Here is a 13,435-nt window from a genome sequence, read left to right as displayed (position 1 = left end):
GGCTAATGTGTGCTGGGTACGGCGCGGAAGATCGCGCACTTCACTGACCGTCGGAGGGACATAGCCGTGGAGGTCAAGATCGGCGTGCAGCACGCGCCCCGCGAGATCGTTCTGGAGAGCGGTCAGAGCGCCGAGGACATCGAGCGCGTGGTGGCCGAGGCGCTGGCCGGAAAGTCGCAGCTGCTGAGCCTCGTGGACGAGCGCGGCCGCAGGGTCCTGGTCCCGGCGGACCGCCTGGCGTACGTGGAGATCGGCGAGCCGACCGTCCGCAAGGTGGGCTTCGGCACGCTCTAGACCCGAGTTCGAGCGGGGCCCGGCGGCACTGTGCCGCCGGGCCCTTCCGCGTGTGCGGCCTGTGCACAGATGGAGCACAAGTCGCCCACAGAGGAGGATTGCAATCCGCAGGTCACGGGTATGACCGGCTACGACCGTGAAGCACAGGCCGGCCGTGGGAGGGACCCCCGAGATGATCCTGGAAGCAATCGGATCCGCCGTGCTCGGTCTGGTCCTCGCCTGGGCGGCGGCCCACCGGCTGTCGCACCGCCTGCCCACCCGGCCCCTGGTGCTCTCGACAGGCGTCGCCGGAGCCCTTTTCGGCGACTTCGTCACTCACAGCGCCCTCGGCTCGGGCAGCGTCCTGCTGAACCTCCTCGGCGCAGCGATCGTCTCGGCAGCCTCCCTGTCCCTCCTCCTCCGCCCGTCAGCCCGCCTCCGCCGACGATCAGCAACGGCGTAGCGGCCAGGGCCGGGTGGGAGGGGGCGGCGGCGCAGCCGCCCGCCCCGAGGGGCGCGGGGAACTGCGCGACCAGCCGCGACGCACCAGCCGCAGCCGCGAGATAGCCGAAACCACCCCCACGGAGCGCGACGGCTCTCAGGCCGCGAGGCCCAGCGCAGCCATTCGCTTGGTGTGCGCCTCAGTGATCCGCGAGAACATCCGGCCGACCTCCGCGAGATCGAACCCGTCGGCAACGCCACCCACGAGCATGGTCGACAGGGCGTCCCGGTCGGCGACCACCCGCTGCGACTGCGACAGCGCCTCCCCCATCAGCCGCCGTGCCCACAGTGCCAGCCGGCCGCCCACGCGCGGGTCGGCGTCGATCGCCGCGCGCACCTTCTCCACCGCGAACCCGGCGTGCCCGGTGTCGTCGAGGACGGCGAGGACCAGCTCACGCGTGTCGGAGTCGAGGCGGGCCGCGACCTCCCGGTAGAAGTCGCTCGCGATCGAGTCGCCGACGTACGCCTTGACCAGGCCCTCCAGCCAGTCCGAGGGCGCCGTCTGCTTGTGGAAGCCGTCCAGGGCCGCCACGAAGGGCTCCATCGCCGCGGTCGGCTCCTCGCCGATCTCGGTCAGCCGGTCCCGCAGCCTCTCGAAGTGGTGGAACTCGGCCGAGGCCATCTTCGCCAGCTCCGCCTTGTCCGCGAGCGTCGGCGCCAGCTTGGCGTCCTCCGCGAGCCGCTCGAACGCCGCAAGCTCCCCGTACGCGAGCGCGCCGAGCAGGTCCACGACCGCCGCACGGTACTGCGGGTCGGCGGAGGCCTGCGCCCAGTCCTGGGCGGCTACACCGGTGTGTTCGGCGGGCGCGGCGAACTCGTTCTCAGGCTTGTCAGAGCTAGTCATGAGGCGCACAATAGCCCGCTTGCCGTGCCTCGGAAGCCCCTGGCCAACCACTGTGACCACGACTACGTGACCAAATCGGCCATCGCATGTGCGCCGATCCGGGGTATGGTGGTAATGCGCCTGCTGAGAGTGCGTCGATACTGTTCGACGTCTTACGACAGGCTGCACGCATGAGGATGCCCGGTCGGTGGCCCGATCGGCTCCGACCCGACAGCCCTCCCTGGCCGTACGGCTCATTACGTACGACGACCGGAGGGACACCCTCAGCGGTACGAGCGCTAGAGCGTCGGCAGTGGTCCCGTGTCTTACGGCTTGCCCGAGTGGTTCGTCCGTACGGCAGCCGACGTCCCCGACACGGTCAGTCATGACCCCCGCGCTCGCCTCGCACCGCGTACACAGAAGAGGCATAACCCTGACTACCACGTTCCGAGAACTTGGGATCCTGCCCGAGACCGCCGAGGCCCTGGAAGCCGTCGGCATCATCACTCCCTTCCCCATCCAGGAGATGACGCTCCCCGTCGCCCTCTCGGGCACGGACGTCATCGGCCAGGCCAAGACCGGCACCGGCAAGACGCTGGGCTTCGGTCTTCCGCTCCTCGAGCGCGTGACCGTCCCCGCCGACGTCGAGGCGGGCCGCGCGCGGCCCGAGGCCCTCACCGACGCCCCGCAGGCGCTCGTCGTCGTCCCCACGCGCGAGCTGTGCACCCAGGTCACCAACGACCTGCTGACGGCCGGCAAGGTCCGTAACGTGCGCGTGACGGCGATCTACGGCGGCCGGGCGTACGAACCCCAGGTCGAGGCTCTGAAGAAGGGCGTCGACGTGGTCGTCGGCACCCCGGGCCGGCTGCTGGACCTGGCCGGGCAGAAGAAGCTGGACCTGAGCCACATCAAGAGCCTGGTCCTCGACGAGGCCGACGAGATGCTCGACCTGGGCTTCCTGCCCGACGTCGAGAAGATCATCAACCTGCTGCCGGTCAGGCGCCAGACCATGCTGTTCTCCGCGACCATGCCGGGCGCGGTCATCGGTCTCGCACGCCGCTACATGTCCCGGCCCACGCACATCCGCGCCACCGCGCCGGACGACGAGGGTGCGACGGTCGCGAACATCAAGCAGTTCGTCTACCGCGCGCACAACATGGACAAGCCGGAGATGGTCGCCCGCATCCTGCAGGCCGAGGGCCGTGGGCTGGCGATGATCTTCTGCCGGACCAAGCGCACGGCGGCCGACATCGCCGAGCAGCTGGAGCGCCGCGGCTTCGCCTCCGGCGCGGTCCACGGCGACCTGGGCCAGGGCGCCCGTGAGCAGGCCCTGCGGGCCTTCCGCAACGGCAAGGTCGACGTCCTCGTCTGCACCGACGTCGCCGCGCGCGGCATCGACGTCGAGGGCGTGACCCACGTCATCAACTACCAGTCCCCCGAGGACGAGAAGACGTACCTGCACCGCGTCGGCCGTACGGGCCGCGCGGGCGCGAAGGGTACGGCCATCACGTTCGTCGACTGGGACGACATCCCGCGCTGGCAGCTGATCAACAAGGCGCTGGAGCTGGACTTCAACGACCCGGTGGAGACGTACTCGAGCTCCCCGCACCTGTTCTCGGACCTCGGCATCCCCGAGGGCACCAAGGGCACTCTGCCACGCTCGGAGCGCACCCGCGCCGGGCTCGACGCGGAGGAGCTGGAGGACCTGGGCGAGACCGGTGGCCGCGGTGCGCGCGGTCGCGGTGGCCGCGACGGCCGTGCCGAGTCCGCCACGACCGAGCGTGAGCGCCCGGCGCGCACGCCGCGCCGTCGCCGCCGCACGCGGGGCGGTACTCCGCTGGACGCCTCCGCCGCTACGACCGCCTCGGCGCCGGCCGCCGAGACCGGCACCGCGGAGGAGCCCTCGGAGACCCGCACCCCGCGGCGCCGTCGCCGCACACGCGGCGGAGCCGCGGCGGAGGCGGTGCCGGCGACTGCCGCGACCGTGGCCCCAGAGGCCGCTGTGGACACCGCCGAGGGCCCGGCCACGCTGGAGACCCCGGAGAAGCCGCGCCGACGCCGCACCCGGAAGTCGGCCGAGCCGGCCGAGGTCCAGGCGACCGAGGCTCCGGTGACCGAGGCCGCAGCACCTGTGACCGAGGCCGCCACCGAGGCCACCGAGGCCAAGCCGCGTCGCCGCACCCGCAGGACGGCCGAGCCGGCCGAGGTCCAGGCGACCGAGGCTCCGGTGACCGAGGCCGCAGCACCTGTGACCGAGGCCGCCACCGAGGCCACCGGGGCCAAGCCGCGTCGCCGCACCCGCAAGACGGCCGAGCCGGCCGCCGAAGCGGCAGTCGCGACAGCCGAGGGCACGGAGGAAGCCGCCCCGGCGACCAAGCCCCGCCGCACCCGCAAGGCTGCGGCTGCCGCCCAGGAAACGGCGGAGGCCGAGGTCACCGAGGCCAAGCCCCGCCGCACCCGCAAGACGGCCGCTGCCGCAGCCGAGGCTGCCGTGGACACGGCCGAGGCTGCTGAGGCCAAACCGCGCCGCACCCGCAAGACGGCCGAGCCGGCCGCCGAAGCGGCAGTCGCGACAGCCGAGGGCACGGACGAGGCCGCCCCGGCGACCAAGCCCCGCCGCACCCGCAAGACCGCGGCCACCGCCCCGGTAACGGCGGAGGCCGAGGTCACCGAGGCCAAGCCGCGCCGCACCCGCAAGGCTGCGGCTGCCGCCCCGGAAACGGCGGAGGCCGAGGTCACCGAGGCCAAGCCCCGCCGCACCCGCAAGACGGCCGCTGCCGCAGCCGAGGCTGCCGTGGACACGGCCGAGGCTGCTGAGGCCAAACCGCGCCGCACCCGCAAGACCGCGGCTGCCACCCCGGAAGCAGCGGAGGCCGAGGTCAAGCCCCGCCGTACCCGCAAGACGGCCGTTGCCGCCGCCGAAGCCACGGTGGACGAAGTAGAGGTCGCCGCCGCTCCCAAGGCACGGCGGACCCGTAAGGCCGTTGCCGCGGCGGCTGCTCCGGAGATTCCGGCGCAGGCCACCGAGGAGCCGGAAGTGAAGCCGCGCCGCCGGACCCGCAAGGCCGCGGAGCCCACGGTCGAGGCCACGGAGGCGGCGCCGAAGCCGCGCCGGACGCGGAAGGCGACGGCGGCCGTGGAGGCCACCGAGGCCTGACCGGCCCAACGGCACAACAAGCACAACCGCCTCACCCGACGGCCCGGCCCACGTCTGTGGGACCGGGCCGTCGGTCTTTCCCCCTCTTCCCTCTCCCCCCTGCGCCCTCTCCCTCCACCTGCTCCCCCTCCCTCCACCCCGCCCGCGCGCCGCCCGATAGCCTCTCCCCATGAGCAGGCCTGCCACCTTCGTCCCGCCCCCCGGTGCCCGTGCGTACTCGCTGCGGACCGCGCGCGGTGAGTTCGCCGTCGTCGACGCGCCCGTGGCCGACGGGGTCGAGCCGAAGGGCGTCGCGCTGCTGCTGCCGGGGTTCACCGGGAGCAAGGAGGACTTCAATCCGCTGCATGTGCCGCTGGCCGAGCGCGGGTACCGGACGGTGGCCGTGGACGGCCGCGGGCAGTACGAGTCGGACGGGCCCGAGCACGACGAATCCGCCTACGCGCAGGAGGAGTTGGCGCGGGACGTACTGGCGCAGGCGGCGGCGATCGGAACGCAGGTGCATCTGGTGGGGCACTCGCTCGGCGGGCAGATCTCGCGTGCGGCCGTGCTGCTCGACCACGCGCTGTTTCTCTCCCTCACGCTGATGGCCTCGGGCCCGGCGCAGATCTCGGTCTCCCAGCAGCAGCGCGTGAAGCTGCTGCGGGACGCGCTCGGCGTCATGACGATGGCGGAGGTGTGGGACGCGATGCAGGCGATGGAGGAGCCCGAGGAGCCCGACACCGGCGGGCTCGACGGCGGCCTGGTCGGCCGGGACGATCTGCGGCGCCGCTGGCTGGGCAACAAGCCCGCCCAGCTCCTCGCCACCGGACGCCAGTTGTGCACCGAGCCGCACCGTGTCGTCGAGCTGGCCGCCGTACCGCTGCCGTTCCACGTGCTGTCGGGCTCGCTGGACGACACCTGGCCACTGGCGCTGCTCGACGAGATGGCCGTGCGGCTTCAGGCGCGGCGGTCCGTCATCGACGGGGCGGAGCACTCGCCCAACACCGACCGCCCGCTCGCCACGGCCCGGGCGATCGCCGACTTCTGGGACGAGCACCCGGGCTGAGGCGGGCGGCGGGCACCCGCGGCGCTGTCAGTACAGCGTCTGCAGGTGTTCCCAGAAGCCGTCCCTGAGGGCGCGGCGCAGGTCCGCCTGGCCGCGCAGGGAGTACTGGAGCAGCCCTTCGGCCTCGACCAGCAGGTCCTGGTCGACGGAGCCGGGCAGGTAGGGGTGGCCGGGGAGCAGCTCGACCAGGGCCTCACGGCCGCGCGCGGACAGCCACTTCGCGGCGATCTGAGCGCCGACGAAGCGGACGTCCTCACGGGTGGGCCGGGTGCCGGCGGCGGCCTCGTAGGCGGCGGCCGTGCGGCGGGAGACGTACGGCTTGAAGAACTCCAGGTCGAGGGTGCGCTGGCTGTCGACCTCCCAGAGCAGTGGCTCGGCCTGGTTGCGGCCTTCGGGCGCCTCGATGCCCCACAGGTGGACGCGGGCGCCGTAACCCTGGGCCGCCTCCACCGCCGAGACCAGGTCCTCGTCGCCGCCGAGCAGGGCCGCGTCGCTGATCGCACGATGGCGGGCGAGGGACTCCAGGTCGGAGCGGATGAGGGAGTCGACGCCCTTCTGCTGGTTGTTGGCGTTGAGGTTGCCGAGGCGGACCTTGACGTCGGGCAGTTCGGCGATGGACTGCTGCTCGGCGGTGTGGATGCGGCGACGGGCGCCGTCGTACCAGTAGACGCGCAGCAGCCGGCTGTCCGCGAAGATCGTGCGGGCCTTGTCGATGAGGGCGTCGATCAGGCCCTCGGCGTCCAGGTCGAAGGCCCGCCGGTCCTCCGTCCCGGCGACCAGCCGGCCGGCCGCCGCGTAGAGGTATCCCGCGTCGACGAAGATCGCGTGGGTCGAGGGCGTCTTCGCCACCTCGGCGAGCATGCGCTGCAGCAGCTCGTTGGTGTGGTCGATGCGGGCGGCGAGGGCCGCCAGGTCGTCGTTCATCGCTTCCATTGTCCCGGCGGTCACGCTACGAACACAACCGGTCCCGGTCAGTCCCGTGAACAGCACCTACCGGTCGGTAATTAGCCGTTCGAAAAATTTCTTTAGCGTAGGGAATGTTTGTAACACGCAGCCCGTTGACTACCTACGACAGCAGGACACATCAGTAGTTCTCCTCAGGAGGATGACCAGACGAAGGGAGAAGCCATGCGCTTCGAAATCAGGCGACTCGACGAGGTCAACGGCACCACCGTGGACAGCACCGTCGTGGACGCCGCCTCCGTCAACCGGATCGTTCAGCAGGCCGCCGCCGTCGGACAGCGCCTGTGGATCCGCCCGGCCGAGACCCCGGCCTCGTAACGCGGACCGCCACTCAAGCTTTCCGGGGGAGCCGAGCTCACGTCTCAGCTCCCCCGGATCACTTGAGTGACACCGTTGATGATCTGCTGCACCGCGATCGCGGAGAGCATCATGCCCGCGAGCCGCGTCACCAGGACCACGCCGCCGTCCTTGATGACCCGGATGATCAGCAGCGAGTAACGCATCACCAGCCACAGCACGACGTGGATCGCGAGGATCGCGGACCACACCGAGACCTGCGTGGCCACACTGCCGGCCTTCTGCACGGCCAGGATCACGGACACGATGGCACCGGGCCCCGCCAGCAGCGGCATGCCCAGCGGTACGAGGGCGACGTTCACGTCCTTGGTCTGCTTCGGCTCGTCGGTCTTGCCGGTGAGCAGGTCGAGCGCGATCAGCAGAAGCAGCAGACCGCCCGCGATCATCAGCGCGGGAACGGAGACGTGCAGATAGTTCAGGATCTGGTGGCCCAGGACGCCGAACGTGGCGATGACCCCGAAGGCCACACAGACGGCCTGGAAGGCCATCCGCTTCTGCACCTTGGCGGGGCGCCCCGCGGTCAGCGCGAGGAAGATCGGGGTGATCCCGGGGGGATCCATGATGACAAAAAGGGTCAGGAACAGAGAACCGAAGACAGCGACGTCGAACATGGCGGAAGTACAGGCCTTGCAGGAGAGAGAGAAACGGGCGTGAGGTGGCGCGGGGTCGACCCCTGAGGGGTCTCAGGCCCCGCCGGTACCCGGCACCGGGAACGCGCCGGTGGCCCGTCGGATGATCTCCCCGTACACCTCGGGGTCCGTCGTGTACTCGCCCAGCGACACGGTCTTGCGGCTGCCGTGGTAGTCCGAGGACCCCGTGACCAGCAGCCCCAGCTCCTTCGCGAGGCCCCGCAGGCGCTCCCGGGCTTCGAGGTCGTGGTCCATGTGGTCGACCTCGATGCCGTCCAGACCGGCCGCGGCCATCTCGGCGATCGCGGACTCCGGCACCGTGCGGCCGCGCTTGGCGGCGGCCGGGTGCGCGAAGACGGCCACGCCGCCCGCGCCCTTGATCAGCCGGATCGCCTCGAAGGGGTCGGTCTCGTGCTTCTCGACGAAGGCCCGACCGCCGTCGGCCAGCCACTCCTCGGTGAACGCGTCGCTCACCGTGGGCACCACGCCCAGCTCGACGAGCGCGGTCGCGACATGCGGACGCCCCACGGAACCGCCGGCGGCGATCCGCTCGACCTGCTCCCAGGTGACCGGCACACCCAGCGCGTTCAGCTTGGCGACCATGCCCTGAGCCCGCGGCACCCGGTCGTCCCGGACCAGCTCCCGCTCGGCGAGCAGGGCGGGCTCCTCGGGGTCGAAGAGGTAGGCCAGCATGTGCATGGAGATGCCGTCGATACGGCAGGACAGCTCGGCACCGGTCACCAGGGTGAGCCCTTCGGGCACCGCGGCGATCGCCTCGGCGTACCCACGGGTGGTGTCGTGGTCGGTCAGCGCGACGACGTCCAGCCCGGCGGCAGCGGCATTGCGCACCAGCTCGGCCGGGGTGTCCGTACCGTCGGAGGCCGTGGAGTGGCAGTGCAGATCGATACGCACGACACGAACTCCAGGCGGTGACGGGACGGAAGGGGACACCTAAGGATAGCGGGCGCGAAGGGATGCCCTGTCACACCCGAACCCCACACGCACCCCCTACACCTCCCCAGCCAGGCGGCGCAGCCGCCGAAGGGGCGCGGGCAACTGCGCGATCAGCCACAACGCCCCCGCAGCTGCCAACCGCCAGCCCCGCACCTCAGCGGGCGCTACGACTGAAGCAGGCGCGGCGACAACGCCCCACAGGGCACCAGATCCAACTCCGCCCCCGCGTCCCGCAGATCCGTCAGCACCAGCTCGTCGTACATGAGCAGGCCGGCCTGCTCGGGCCACATCACCGCCCACAGCCACATCCCGAGCGCCTCACCGGCGAAGACGGCACGGTCGTCGGGGGTGCGGTAGACGTGCCAGAGCGGGGTCGGGCGGCCGCCGGCCAGAACCTTGGCCTGGGGCGGCTTCTCGACATTCATGAACGACCCGGGGTCGGGACCGTCGATGCCCGCGTACCGCGCGCCGAGGCCGACGCCGAGTTCCTCGGCGACGAGGATCAGCTCACCCATGCCGCCGAGCGGTCCGGGGCCGGAGCACGCCACCGCCGTGGCACGGCCACCACTGCGGTCGTCCCCCGCGTAGGCCACGCCCGTGAACAGCCAACCCACCGGCAGCGGCCACGGCATCCACACCGGGACCTGCGCGCGGTGCACCACGACACCGAGGGCCTCGACGCTGGGCGGGATCACGGGCTGCAGCGGATACACCGTCCCGTGCACATCACACTGCCAGGAATCGGCGAAGAGACCGGGAGCCCTGACCCGGCCACCACACTTCGGGCAACTGGGTTCGCCCCTCATAGGGCTCCACGGTCCTACCCCTGTCCCGTTACGTCAAGGACGATCACCCGACCGGCGCACGCACCTCGCGAAGGACAGGCATCCGCGCGTCACCTCTCGCTCCGGTGGGTGCTGGCCGTTATAGGCAGGCACAACAGTTCTCACACCGAAATATCGTTCGCTCGCAGGGAGGGTTCATGGAGTTGCACGACAGCTTCCGCCTGTTCCCGGACCCTCATGCCTCCAGCGCTCCGGCCCGGGTCTTCGGGCGTAGGACGGGGTCACCGTTTTGCCAACTGGCCTATTCCAGCCTTGTGTTGGTGAGATCGGTCACTCCGGATCAGTCGAGCGGGACGGACCTGCGGGCGGGGTCCCTGAGGTCGGTGCCGCTCGCCAGCCAGCGCTCCTGGAGGGCCTGGGCGCCGTGCACCCGCTTCCAGGCGGCCTCGTTCGGAGTCATGGGCAGCAGCGGCAGGAACCGTACGGGATCCATCGGATCGTCCAGCTCCAGATCCTCGACGAGCCCGCCGGGTTCGCCCACCAGGACCGAGGTGAAGGGGGCGCCGGGCCACAGCGGATCCCCCACGTCCAGGGAGGCGCCGGGGGCCACCACCAGACCCTCCACCTGCGGGGACGCGGCGAGTACGGCAAGCGGGCGGAGTACCTTGTCGGTCTCCGCGAGGCCCGCGCGGACCGACAGGACCAGCTCGGCGCGGGGGCCCTTGACGGGGTCGGCGAGCACCGCCGTGGGGTCCGTCATGGGGTGCGCGGACATGCCGAGCGTGGCGTAGCGGACCACGTCCCCCTCCTGGAAACGGAGCACCTCGATGCGGTCCGTACCGAGGAAGGTGACCGCGGCGCGCGCGTCCGGAGCGCCCAGCGCGGTGGTCAACCGGGCCTCGACGAGAGGAAGAACATCAACCATGCGGCGAGCATAGAACTCGTCAGCAGCGGGCAAAGCGGCGCCTTGACACTATGGGCTGCTGCTACGCTGAGCCGGTGGTTCGGGGCAGCACGCAGAAGCGTCGCTATCAAGTCCCGACGCCGATGAGACTCCCTTACGAGGGACCGGCCGGAGGAGGTGGGGCTGTCATGGATCGAAGTCGACCTGGTAGTACCACTCGCTCTTCCGGCTGCTGATGTGGTTCCTGGCTGGCTGCCACCTTCCCGTTCGCGTCTTCGTACGGAAGAGCACTTCGTTTCGCTTTGCCTGATCTGTCTGACCTGAATCAGTTCTGCATCAGTAGCGAAGCCGCCACCGCAACGGTGCGGTGCTCCCCGCTTTGTGGACGTGCCAAACATCCGCAGTCAGGACGTCCCCATTCCGGGTAGTTCCACCCGTTGCCGTGCGCTTTCGCTGCCCGCCTGCGAAGGAGCCTGCCCATGTCGATGATCCGCGACCTGCGTGCCGTGGTCCGTCCGTCGTCCCGTGACTCGCTGCGCAAGACGACGAGCACGAGCGCCTCGTACGACACCACGCGTGACCCGGCCACGCCCTCGGCCGTCGTCGACTGCGCGGTCTACCGCGACGGCGCCCGGGTGCCGAGCGCGGGGCCGCTGACCCCGCAGGAGGCGATGCGGCAGGTGCGCCGCGACGGCGGGTTCGTGTGGATCGGCCTGCACGAGCCGACCGAGGCGGAATTCGCCGGTATCGCCCGCGAGTTCGGGCTGCACCCGCTGGCCGTCGAGGACGCGGTCCAGGCCCACCAGCGGCCCAAGCTGGAGCGGTACGACGACTCGCTCTTCACCGTCTTCAAGACCATCCACTACGTCGAGCACGACCGGCTCACCGCCACCAGCGAGGTGGTCGAGACCGGCGAGGTCATGTGCTTCACCGGCCGGGACTTCTTCATCACCGTCCGGCACGGCGGGCAGGGCTCCCTGCGGGCGCTGCGCCACCGGCTGCAGGACGACCCCGAGCTGCTCGCGAAGGGCCCCTCGGCCGTGCTGCACGCCATCGCCGACCATGTCGTGGACGGCTACATCGCGGTCGCCGACGCGGTGCAGGACGACATCGACGAGGTGGAGACCGAGGTCTTCTCGCCGGGCCGTCGGGGCGGGGTCTCGCGTGGTGTGGACTCGGCGCGGATCTACCAACTCAAGCGTGAGGTGCTGGAGTTCAAGCGGGCGGTGGCTCCGCTGCTGCGGCCGATGCAGCTGCTGAGCGAGCGGCCGATGCGGCTGGTCGACCCGGACATCCAGAAGTACTTCCGGGACGTCGCCGACCACCTCGCCCGGGTCCAGGAGCAGGTGCTGGGCTTCGACGAGCTCCTCAACTCGATCCTCCAGGCCAACCTCGCGCAGGCGTCCGTGGCGCAGAACGAGGACATGCGGAAGATCACGGCCTGGGCCGCGATCATCGCCGTACCGACGATGGTGTGCGGTGTGTACGGCATGAACTTCAAGTACATGCCCGAGCTGCACTGGAAGTACGGCTACCCGGTGATCATGGGCATCACGGTCGCGCTCTGCGTGGGCATCCACCGCACCCTGAAGCGCAACGGCTGGCTGTGAGCGGTCCTGGTTAGGCTGGGCGCATGACAAGCGAGCTGCTCGACCTGGCCCTCATCGAGGAGGCCAGCAAGAAGTCCGGCCTCATCTGGGTCAGGGGCACCGACGCCCCGGCCGCGCGTGCACTGTGGCACGTGTGGCACGAGGGTGCCGTGTGCCTGGTCGGCGACGGGCCCGGAGAGCAGCCGCTGCCCGGTCTCACCGACGGCGGCGCGGCCGAGGTGACCGTGCGCAGCAAGGACAAGGGGGGCCGCCTGGTGAGCTGGCCGGCGACCGTGTCCGAGCTGGCCTGCGGCTCACCGGAGTGGGAGGCGGCGGTGGCCGAGCTGAAGGGGAAGCGGCTGAACGCCCCCGACGGCGAGGAGATGCCGGGGCGCTGGGCGCGCGAGTGCAGGGTGCTCCGCCTGGTGCCGACGGGGGCTTCGATGCCGTTGCCGGCCGGCAGCTTGGCGGAACGACCGTTGCCGACTCCGGCGACTACGCGTCAGCCGATCCCGGCGGGTCTGCCGCGGCTGCTGGCCAAGCGCCGGAAGAAATAGCGCCGGGGCCGAGCAGGGTTCGGCGCCGCCCGGAACGTACGTCGTGGCTGATCACCGTTGCGGCGCAGAAGAGGAGCCGGCCGCAGCCGGTTACGACGTCGGCAGCTGCTTGCCGTAGTCCACCGTCTCCGACTTCGCGGGCTCGGTCACGGTGAAGTCCTTGCCCCAGTCCGAGAAGCTGAGCGTTCCTGCGCTGCCGGCGCGGACCAGGCGGAGGGGATACGGCTTGCCCTGGAGGGAGACGTCGAGGGTGCCGCCGGAGCCGGCGTCGCCGGTGATGCGGATGGTGCGGGTGCCGGACTGGTCGTGGTGGCCGTCCGCCGCCAGCTTGCCGTGCAGGGTCAGCAGACCGTCGAGGAGGACAGCCTTGTCCGTGAAGCCGCTGAACTTCTTGTACGCGGGATCGCCCTGCGGCACCTTGACGTACTTGCCGTTGAGCTTGCCGGCCGCACCGGTGTCCCCGCCGTGGCTCCAGAAGTCCGCGTCGGCCTTCAGATACAGCTGCGCACCGATCCGCAGCAGCCCGAACGTCGCCCCCTGGGACGTGACCGAGCCGGTGCCGCCGTCGGCCTTCAGCCGCATGTCCAGCTTGTACGTACGGCCGCTGGTGACCACGGTCCCGGACAGCCGTACCGTGGGCGCCGCCTCCGCGGCGGCCCGGGTCTTCGCCTGGATCTGGCCGGCGGGCAGCTTGCCGACCCCGTTGGTCCCCGCGTCCGGGTCCTCGCTGCTGCACCCCGTCAGCACCATCGCTCCCGTCACGGCCAGTGCGCATGCCGCGCTCACCAGCGTGGCCCGGCGGGTACGGCCCTGGGGAATCGCAGTCACAGGTGACGCTGCCTTTCTGACGAGTCCTGAGCGGCGTACCGCAGCGTACCGGGGCCCCACCCACCGGGCG

14 protein-coding genes are annotated in these 13,435 nt (G+C 71.1%); 7 read left to right on the top strand and 7 right to left on the bottom strand.

Translation table 11 applies throughout. From position 1 onward, the window contains the following. Nucleotides 1–66: 66 nt before the first annotated feature. Both ACWC5O_RS09775 and ACWC5O_RS09770 read left to right on the top strand, forming a co-directional pair. Nucleotides 67–294, top strand: coding sequence for a DUF3107 domain-containing protein (locus ACWC5O_RS09775; protein ID WP_403950694.1), 228 nt, complete (start codon nt 67–69; stop codon nt 292–294). Between the two features lie 172 nt (nt 295–466). Further along, nucleotides 467–736 carry a hypothetical protein gene (locus tag ACWC5O_RS09770; RefSeq protein ID WP_450580990.1) on the top strand — a complete coding sequence of 90 codons (270 nt, stop codon included), beginning with the start codon at nt 467–469 and terminating at the stop codon, nt 734–736. A gap of 135 nt (nt 737–871) precedes the next feature. On the opposite strand, the gene ACWC5O_RS09765 is transcribed toward ACWC5O_RS09770, so the two are convergent. Further along, nucleotides 872–1,618 carry a ferritin-like fold-containing protein gene (locus ACWC5O_RS09765; RefSeq protein WP_450580991.1) on the bottom strand — a complete coding sequence of 249 codons (747 nt, stop codon included), beginning with the start codon at nt 1,616–1,618 and terminating at the stop codon, nt 872–874. Between the two features lie 505 nt (nt 1,619–2,123). On the opposite strand from ACWC5O_RS09765, the gene ACWC5O_RS09760 reads away from it, so the two are divergent. After that, complete coding sequence (locus ACWC5O_RS09760) at nt 2,124–4,754, top strand: DEAD/DEAH box helicase (protein WP_450780949.1); 2,631 nt, start codon at nt 2,124–2,126, stop codon at nt 4,752–4,754. Nucleotides 4,755–4,923: 169 nt separating this feature from the next. Beyond that, nucleotides 4,924–5,799 (top strand): alpha/beta fold hydrolase, encoded by an 876-nt coding sequence (locus ACWC5O_RS09755; protein WP_450580993.1) that lies wholly within the window; start codon nt 4,924–4,926, stop codon nt 5,797–5,799. Nucleotides 5,800–5,826: 27 nt separating this feature from the next. Here ACWC5O_RS09755 and ACWC5O_RS09750 read toward each other — a convergent pair whose 3' ends face one another. After that, entirely contained in the window at nt 5,827–6,723 is an 897-nt protein-coding gene (locus tag ACWC5O_RS09750) for an NYN domain-containing protein (protein ID WP_450580994.1), read from the bottom strand. Between the two features lie 204 nt (nt 6,724–6,927). Between ACWC5O_RS09750 and ACWC5O_RS09745 the strand changes: the two genes are divergently transcribed. After that, complete coding sequence (locus tag ACWC5O_RS09745; protein ID WP_450580995.1) at nt 6,928–7,080, top strand: hypothetical protein; 153 nt, start codon at nt 6,928–6,930, stop codon at nt 7,078–7,080. 44 nt (nt 7,081–7,124) lie between these two features. On the opposite strand, the gene ACWC5O_RS09740 is transcribed toward ACWC5O_RS09745, so the two are convergent. The 4 genes from ACWC5O_RS09740 to ACWC5O_RS09725 all read right to left on the bottom strand — a co-directional run bounded on the left by ACWC5O_RS09740 (nt 7,125) and on the right by ACWC5O_RS09725 (nt 10,412). Further along, a complete protein-coding gene (locus ACWC5O_RS09740) occupies nt 7,125–7,730 on the bottom strand; it encodes a MarC family protein (protein ID WP_336111566.1) in 606 nt (201 codons plus the stop codon). Between the two features lie 72 nt (nt 7,731–7,802). Continuing rightward, on the bottom strand, nt 7,803–8,660 hold the full coding sequence (locus ACWC5O_RS09735) for a PHP domain-containing protein (RefSeq protein ID WP_450580996.1): 858 nt from the start codon (nt 8,658–8,660) through the stop codon (nt 7,803–7,805). Nucleotides 8,661–8,866: 206 nt separating this feature from the next. Beyond that, the gene (locus tag ACWC5O_RS09730) at nt 8,867–9,508 is read right to left on the bottom strand and encodes a DUF6758 family protein (RefSeq protein ID WP_450580997.1); all 642 of its coding nucleotides are present in this window, start codon (nt 9,506–9,508) and stop codon (nt 8,867–8,869) included. Nucleotides 9,509–9,827: 319 nt separating this feature from the next. Beyond that, the gene (locus ACWC5O_RS09725; protein WP_450580998.1) at nt 9,828–10,412 is read right to left on the bottom strand and encodes a suppressor of fused domain protein; all 585 of its coding nucleotides are present in this window, start codon (nt 10,410–10,412) and stop codon (nt 9,828–9,830) included. 458 nt (nt 10,413–10,870) lie between these two features. Here ACWC5O_RS09725 and ACWC5O_RS09720 point away from each other — a divergent pair, with 458 nt between their 5' ends. Then, nucleotides 10,871–12,001, top strand: coding sequence for a magnesium and cobalt transport protein CorA (locus ACWC5O_RS09720; protein ID WP_450580999.1), 1,131 nt, complete (start codon nt 10,871–10,873; stop codon nt 11,999–12,001). A 23-nt stretch (nt 12,002–12,024) separates the two neighbouring features. Beyond that, a complete protein-coding gene (locus ACWC5O_RS09715) occupies nt 12,025–12,537 on the top strand; it encodes a hypothetical protein (RefSeq protein WP_450581000.1) in 513 nt (170 codons plus the stop codon). Nucleotides 12,538–12,627: 90 nt separating this feature from the next. On the opposite strand, the gene ACWC5O_RS09710 is transcribed toward ACWC5O_RS09715, so the two are convergent. Then, complete coding sequence (locus tag ACWC5O_RS09710) at nt 12,628–13,365, bottom strand: hypothetical protein (protein WP_450581001.1); 738 nt, start codon at nt 13,363–13,365, stop codon at nt 12,628–12,630. Nucleotides 13,366–13,435: the final 70 nt, after the last annotated feature.

The organism is Streptomyces sp. NPDC001450 (assembly GCF_053597295.1).
The sequence above is the reverse complement of the archived record's forward strand: the minus strand, read 5'-3'. Positions and strand labels throughout refer to the sequence as shown.

Excerpts from the sequence above, each read along its gene's own strand:
- ACWC5O_RS09725 (WP_450580998.1), bottom strand. The coding sequence starts at position 10,412 with ATGGTTGATGTTCTTCCTCTCGTCGAGGCCCGGTTGACCACCGCGCTG.
- ACWC5O_RS09740 (WP_336111566.1), bottom strand. The coding sequence starts at position 7,730 with ATGTTCGACGTCGCTGTCTTCGGTTCTCTGTTCCTGACCCTTTTTGTC.
- ACWC5O_RS09770 (WP_450580990.1), top strand. The coding sequence starts at position 467 with ATGATCCTGGAAGCAATCGGATCCGCCGTGCTCGGTCTGGTCCTCGCC.
- ACWC5O_RS09755 (WP_450580993.1), top strand. The coding sequence starts at position 4,924 with ATGAGCAGGCCTGCCACCTTCGTCCCGCCCCCCGGTGCCCGTGCGTAC.
- ACWC5O_RS09720 (WP_450580999.1), top strand. The coding sequence starts at position 10,871 with ATGTCGATGATCCGCGACCTGCGTGCCGTGGTCCGTCCGTCGTCCCGT.
- ACWC5O_RS09745 (WP_450580995.1), top strand. The coding sequence starts at position 6,928 with ATGCGCTTCGAAATCAGGCGACTCGACGAGGTCAACGGCACCACCGTG.
- ACWC5O_RS09715 (WP_450581000.1), top strand. The coding sequence starts at position 12,025 with ATGACAAGCGAGCTGCTCGACCTGGCCCTCATCGAGGAGGCCAGCAAG.
- ACWC5O_RS09730 (WP_450580997.1), bottom strand. The coding sequence starts at position 9,508 with ATGAGGGGCGAACCCAGTTGCCCGAAGTGTGGTGGCCGGGTCAGGGCT.
- ACWC5O_RS09750 (WP_450580994.1), bottom strand. The coding sequence starts at position 6,723 with ATGAACGACGACCTGGCGGCCCTCGCCGCCCGCATCGACCACACCAAC.
- ACWC5O_RS09760 (WP_450780949.1), top strand. The coding sequence starts at position 2,124 with ATGACGCTCCCCGTCGCCCTCTCGGGCACGGACGTCATCGGCCAGGCC.
- ACWC5O_RS09765 (WP_450580991.1), bottom strand. The coding sequence starts at position 1,618 with ATGACTAGCTCTGACAAGCCTGAGAACGAGTTCGCCGCGCCCGCCGAA.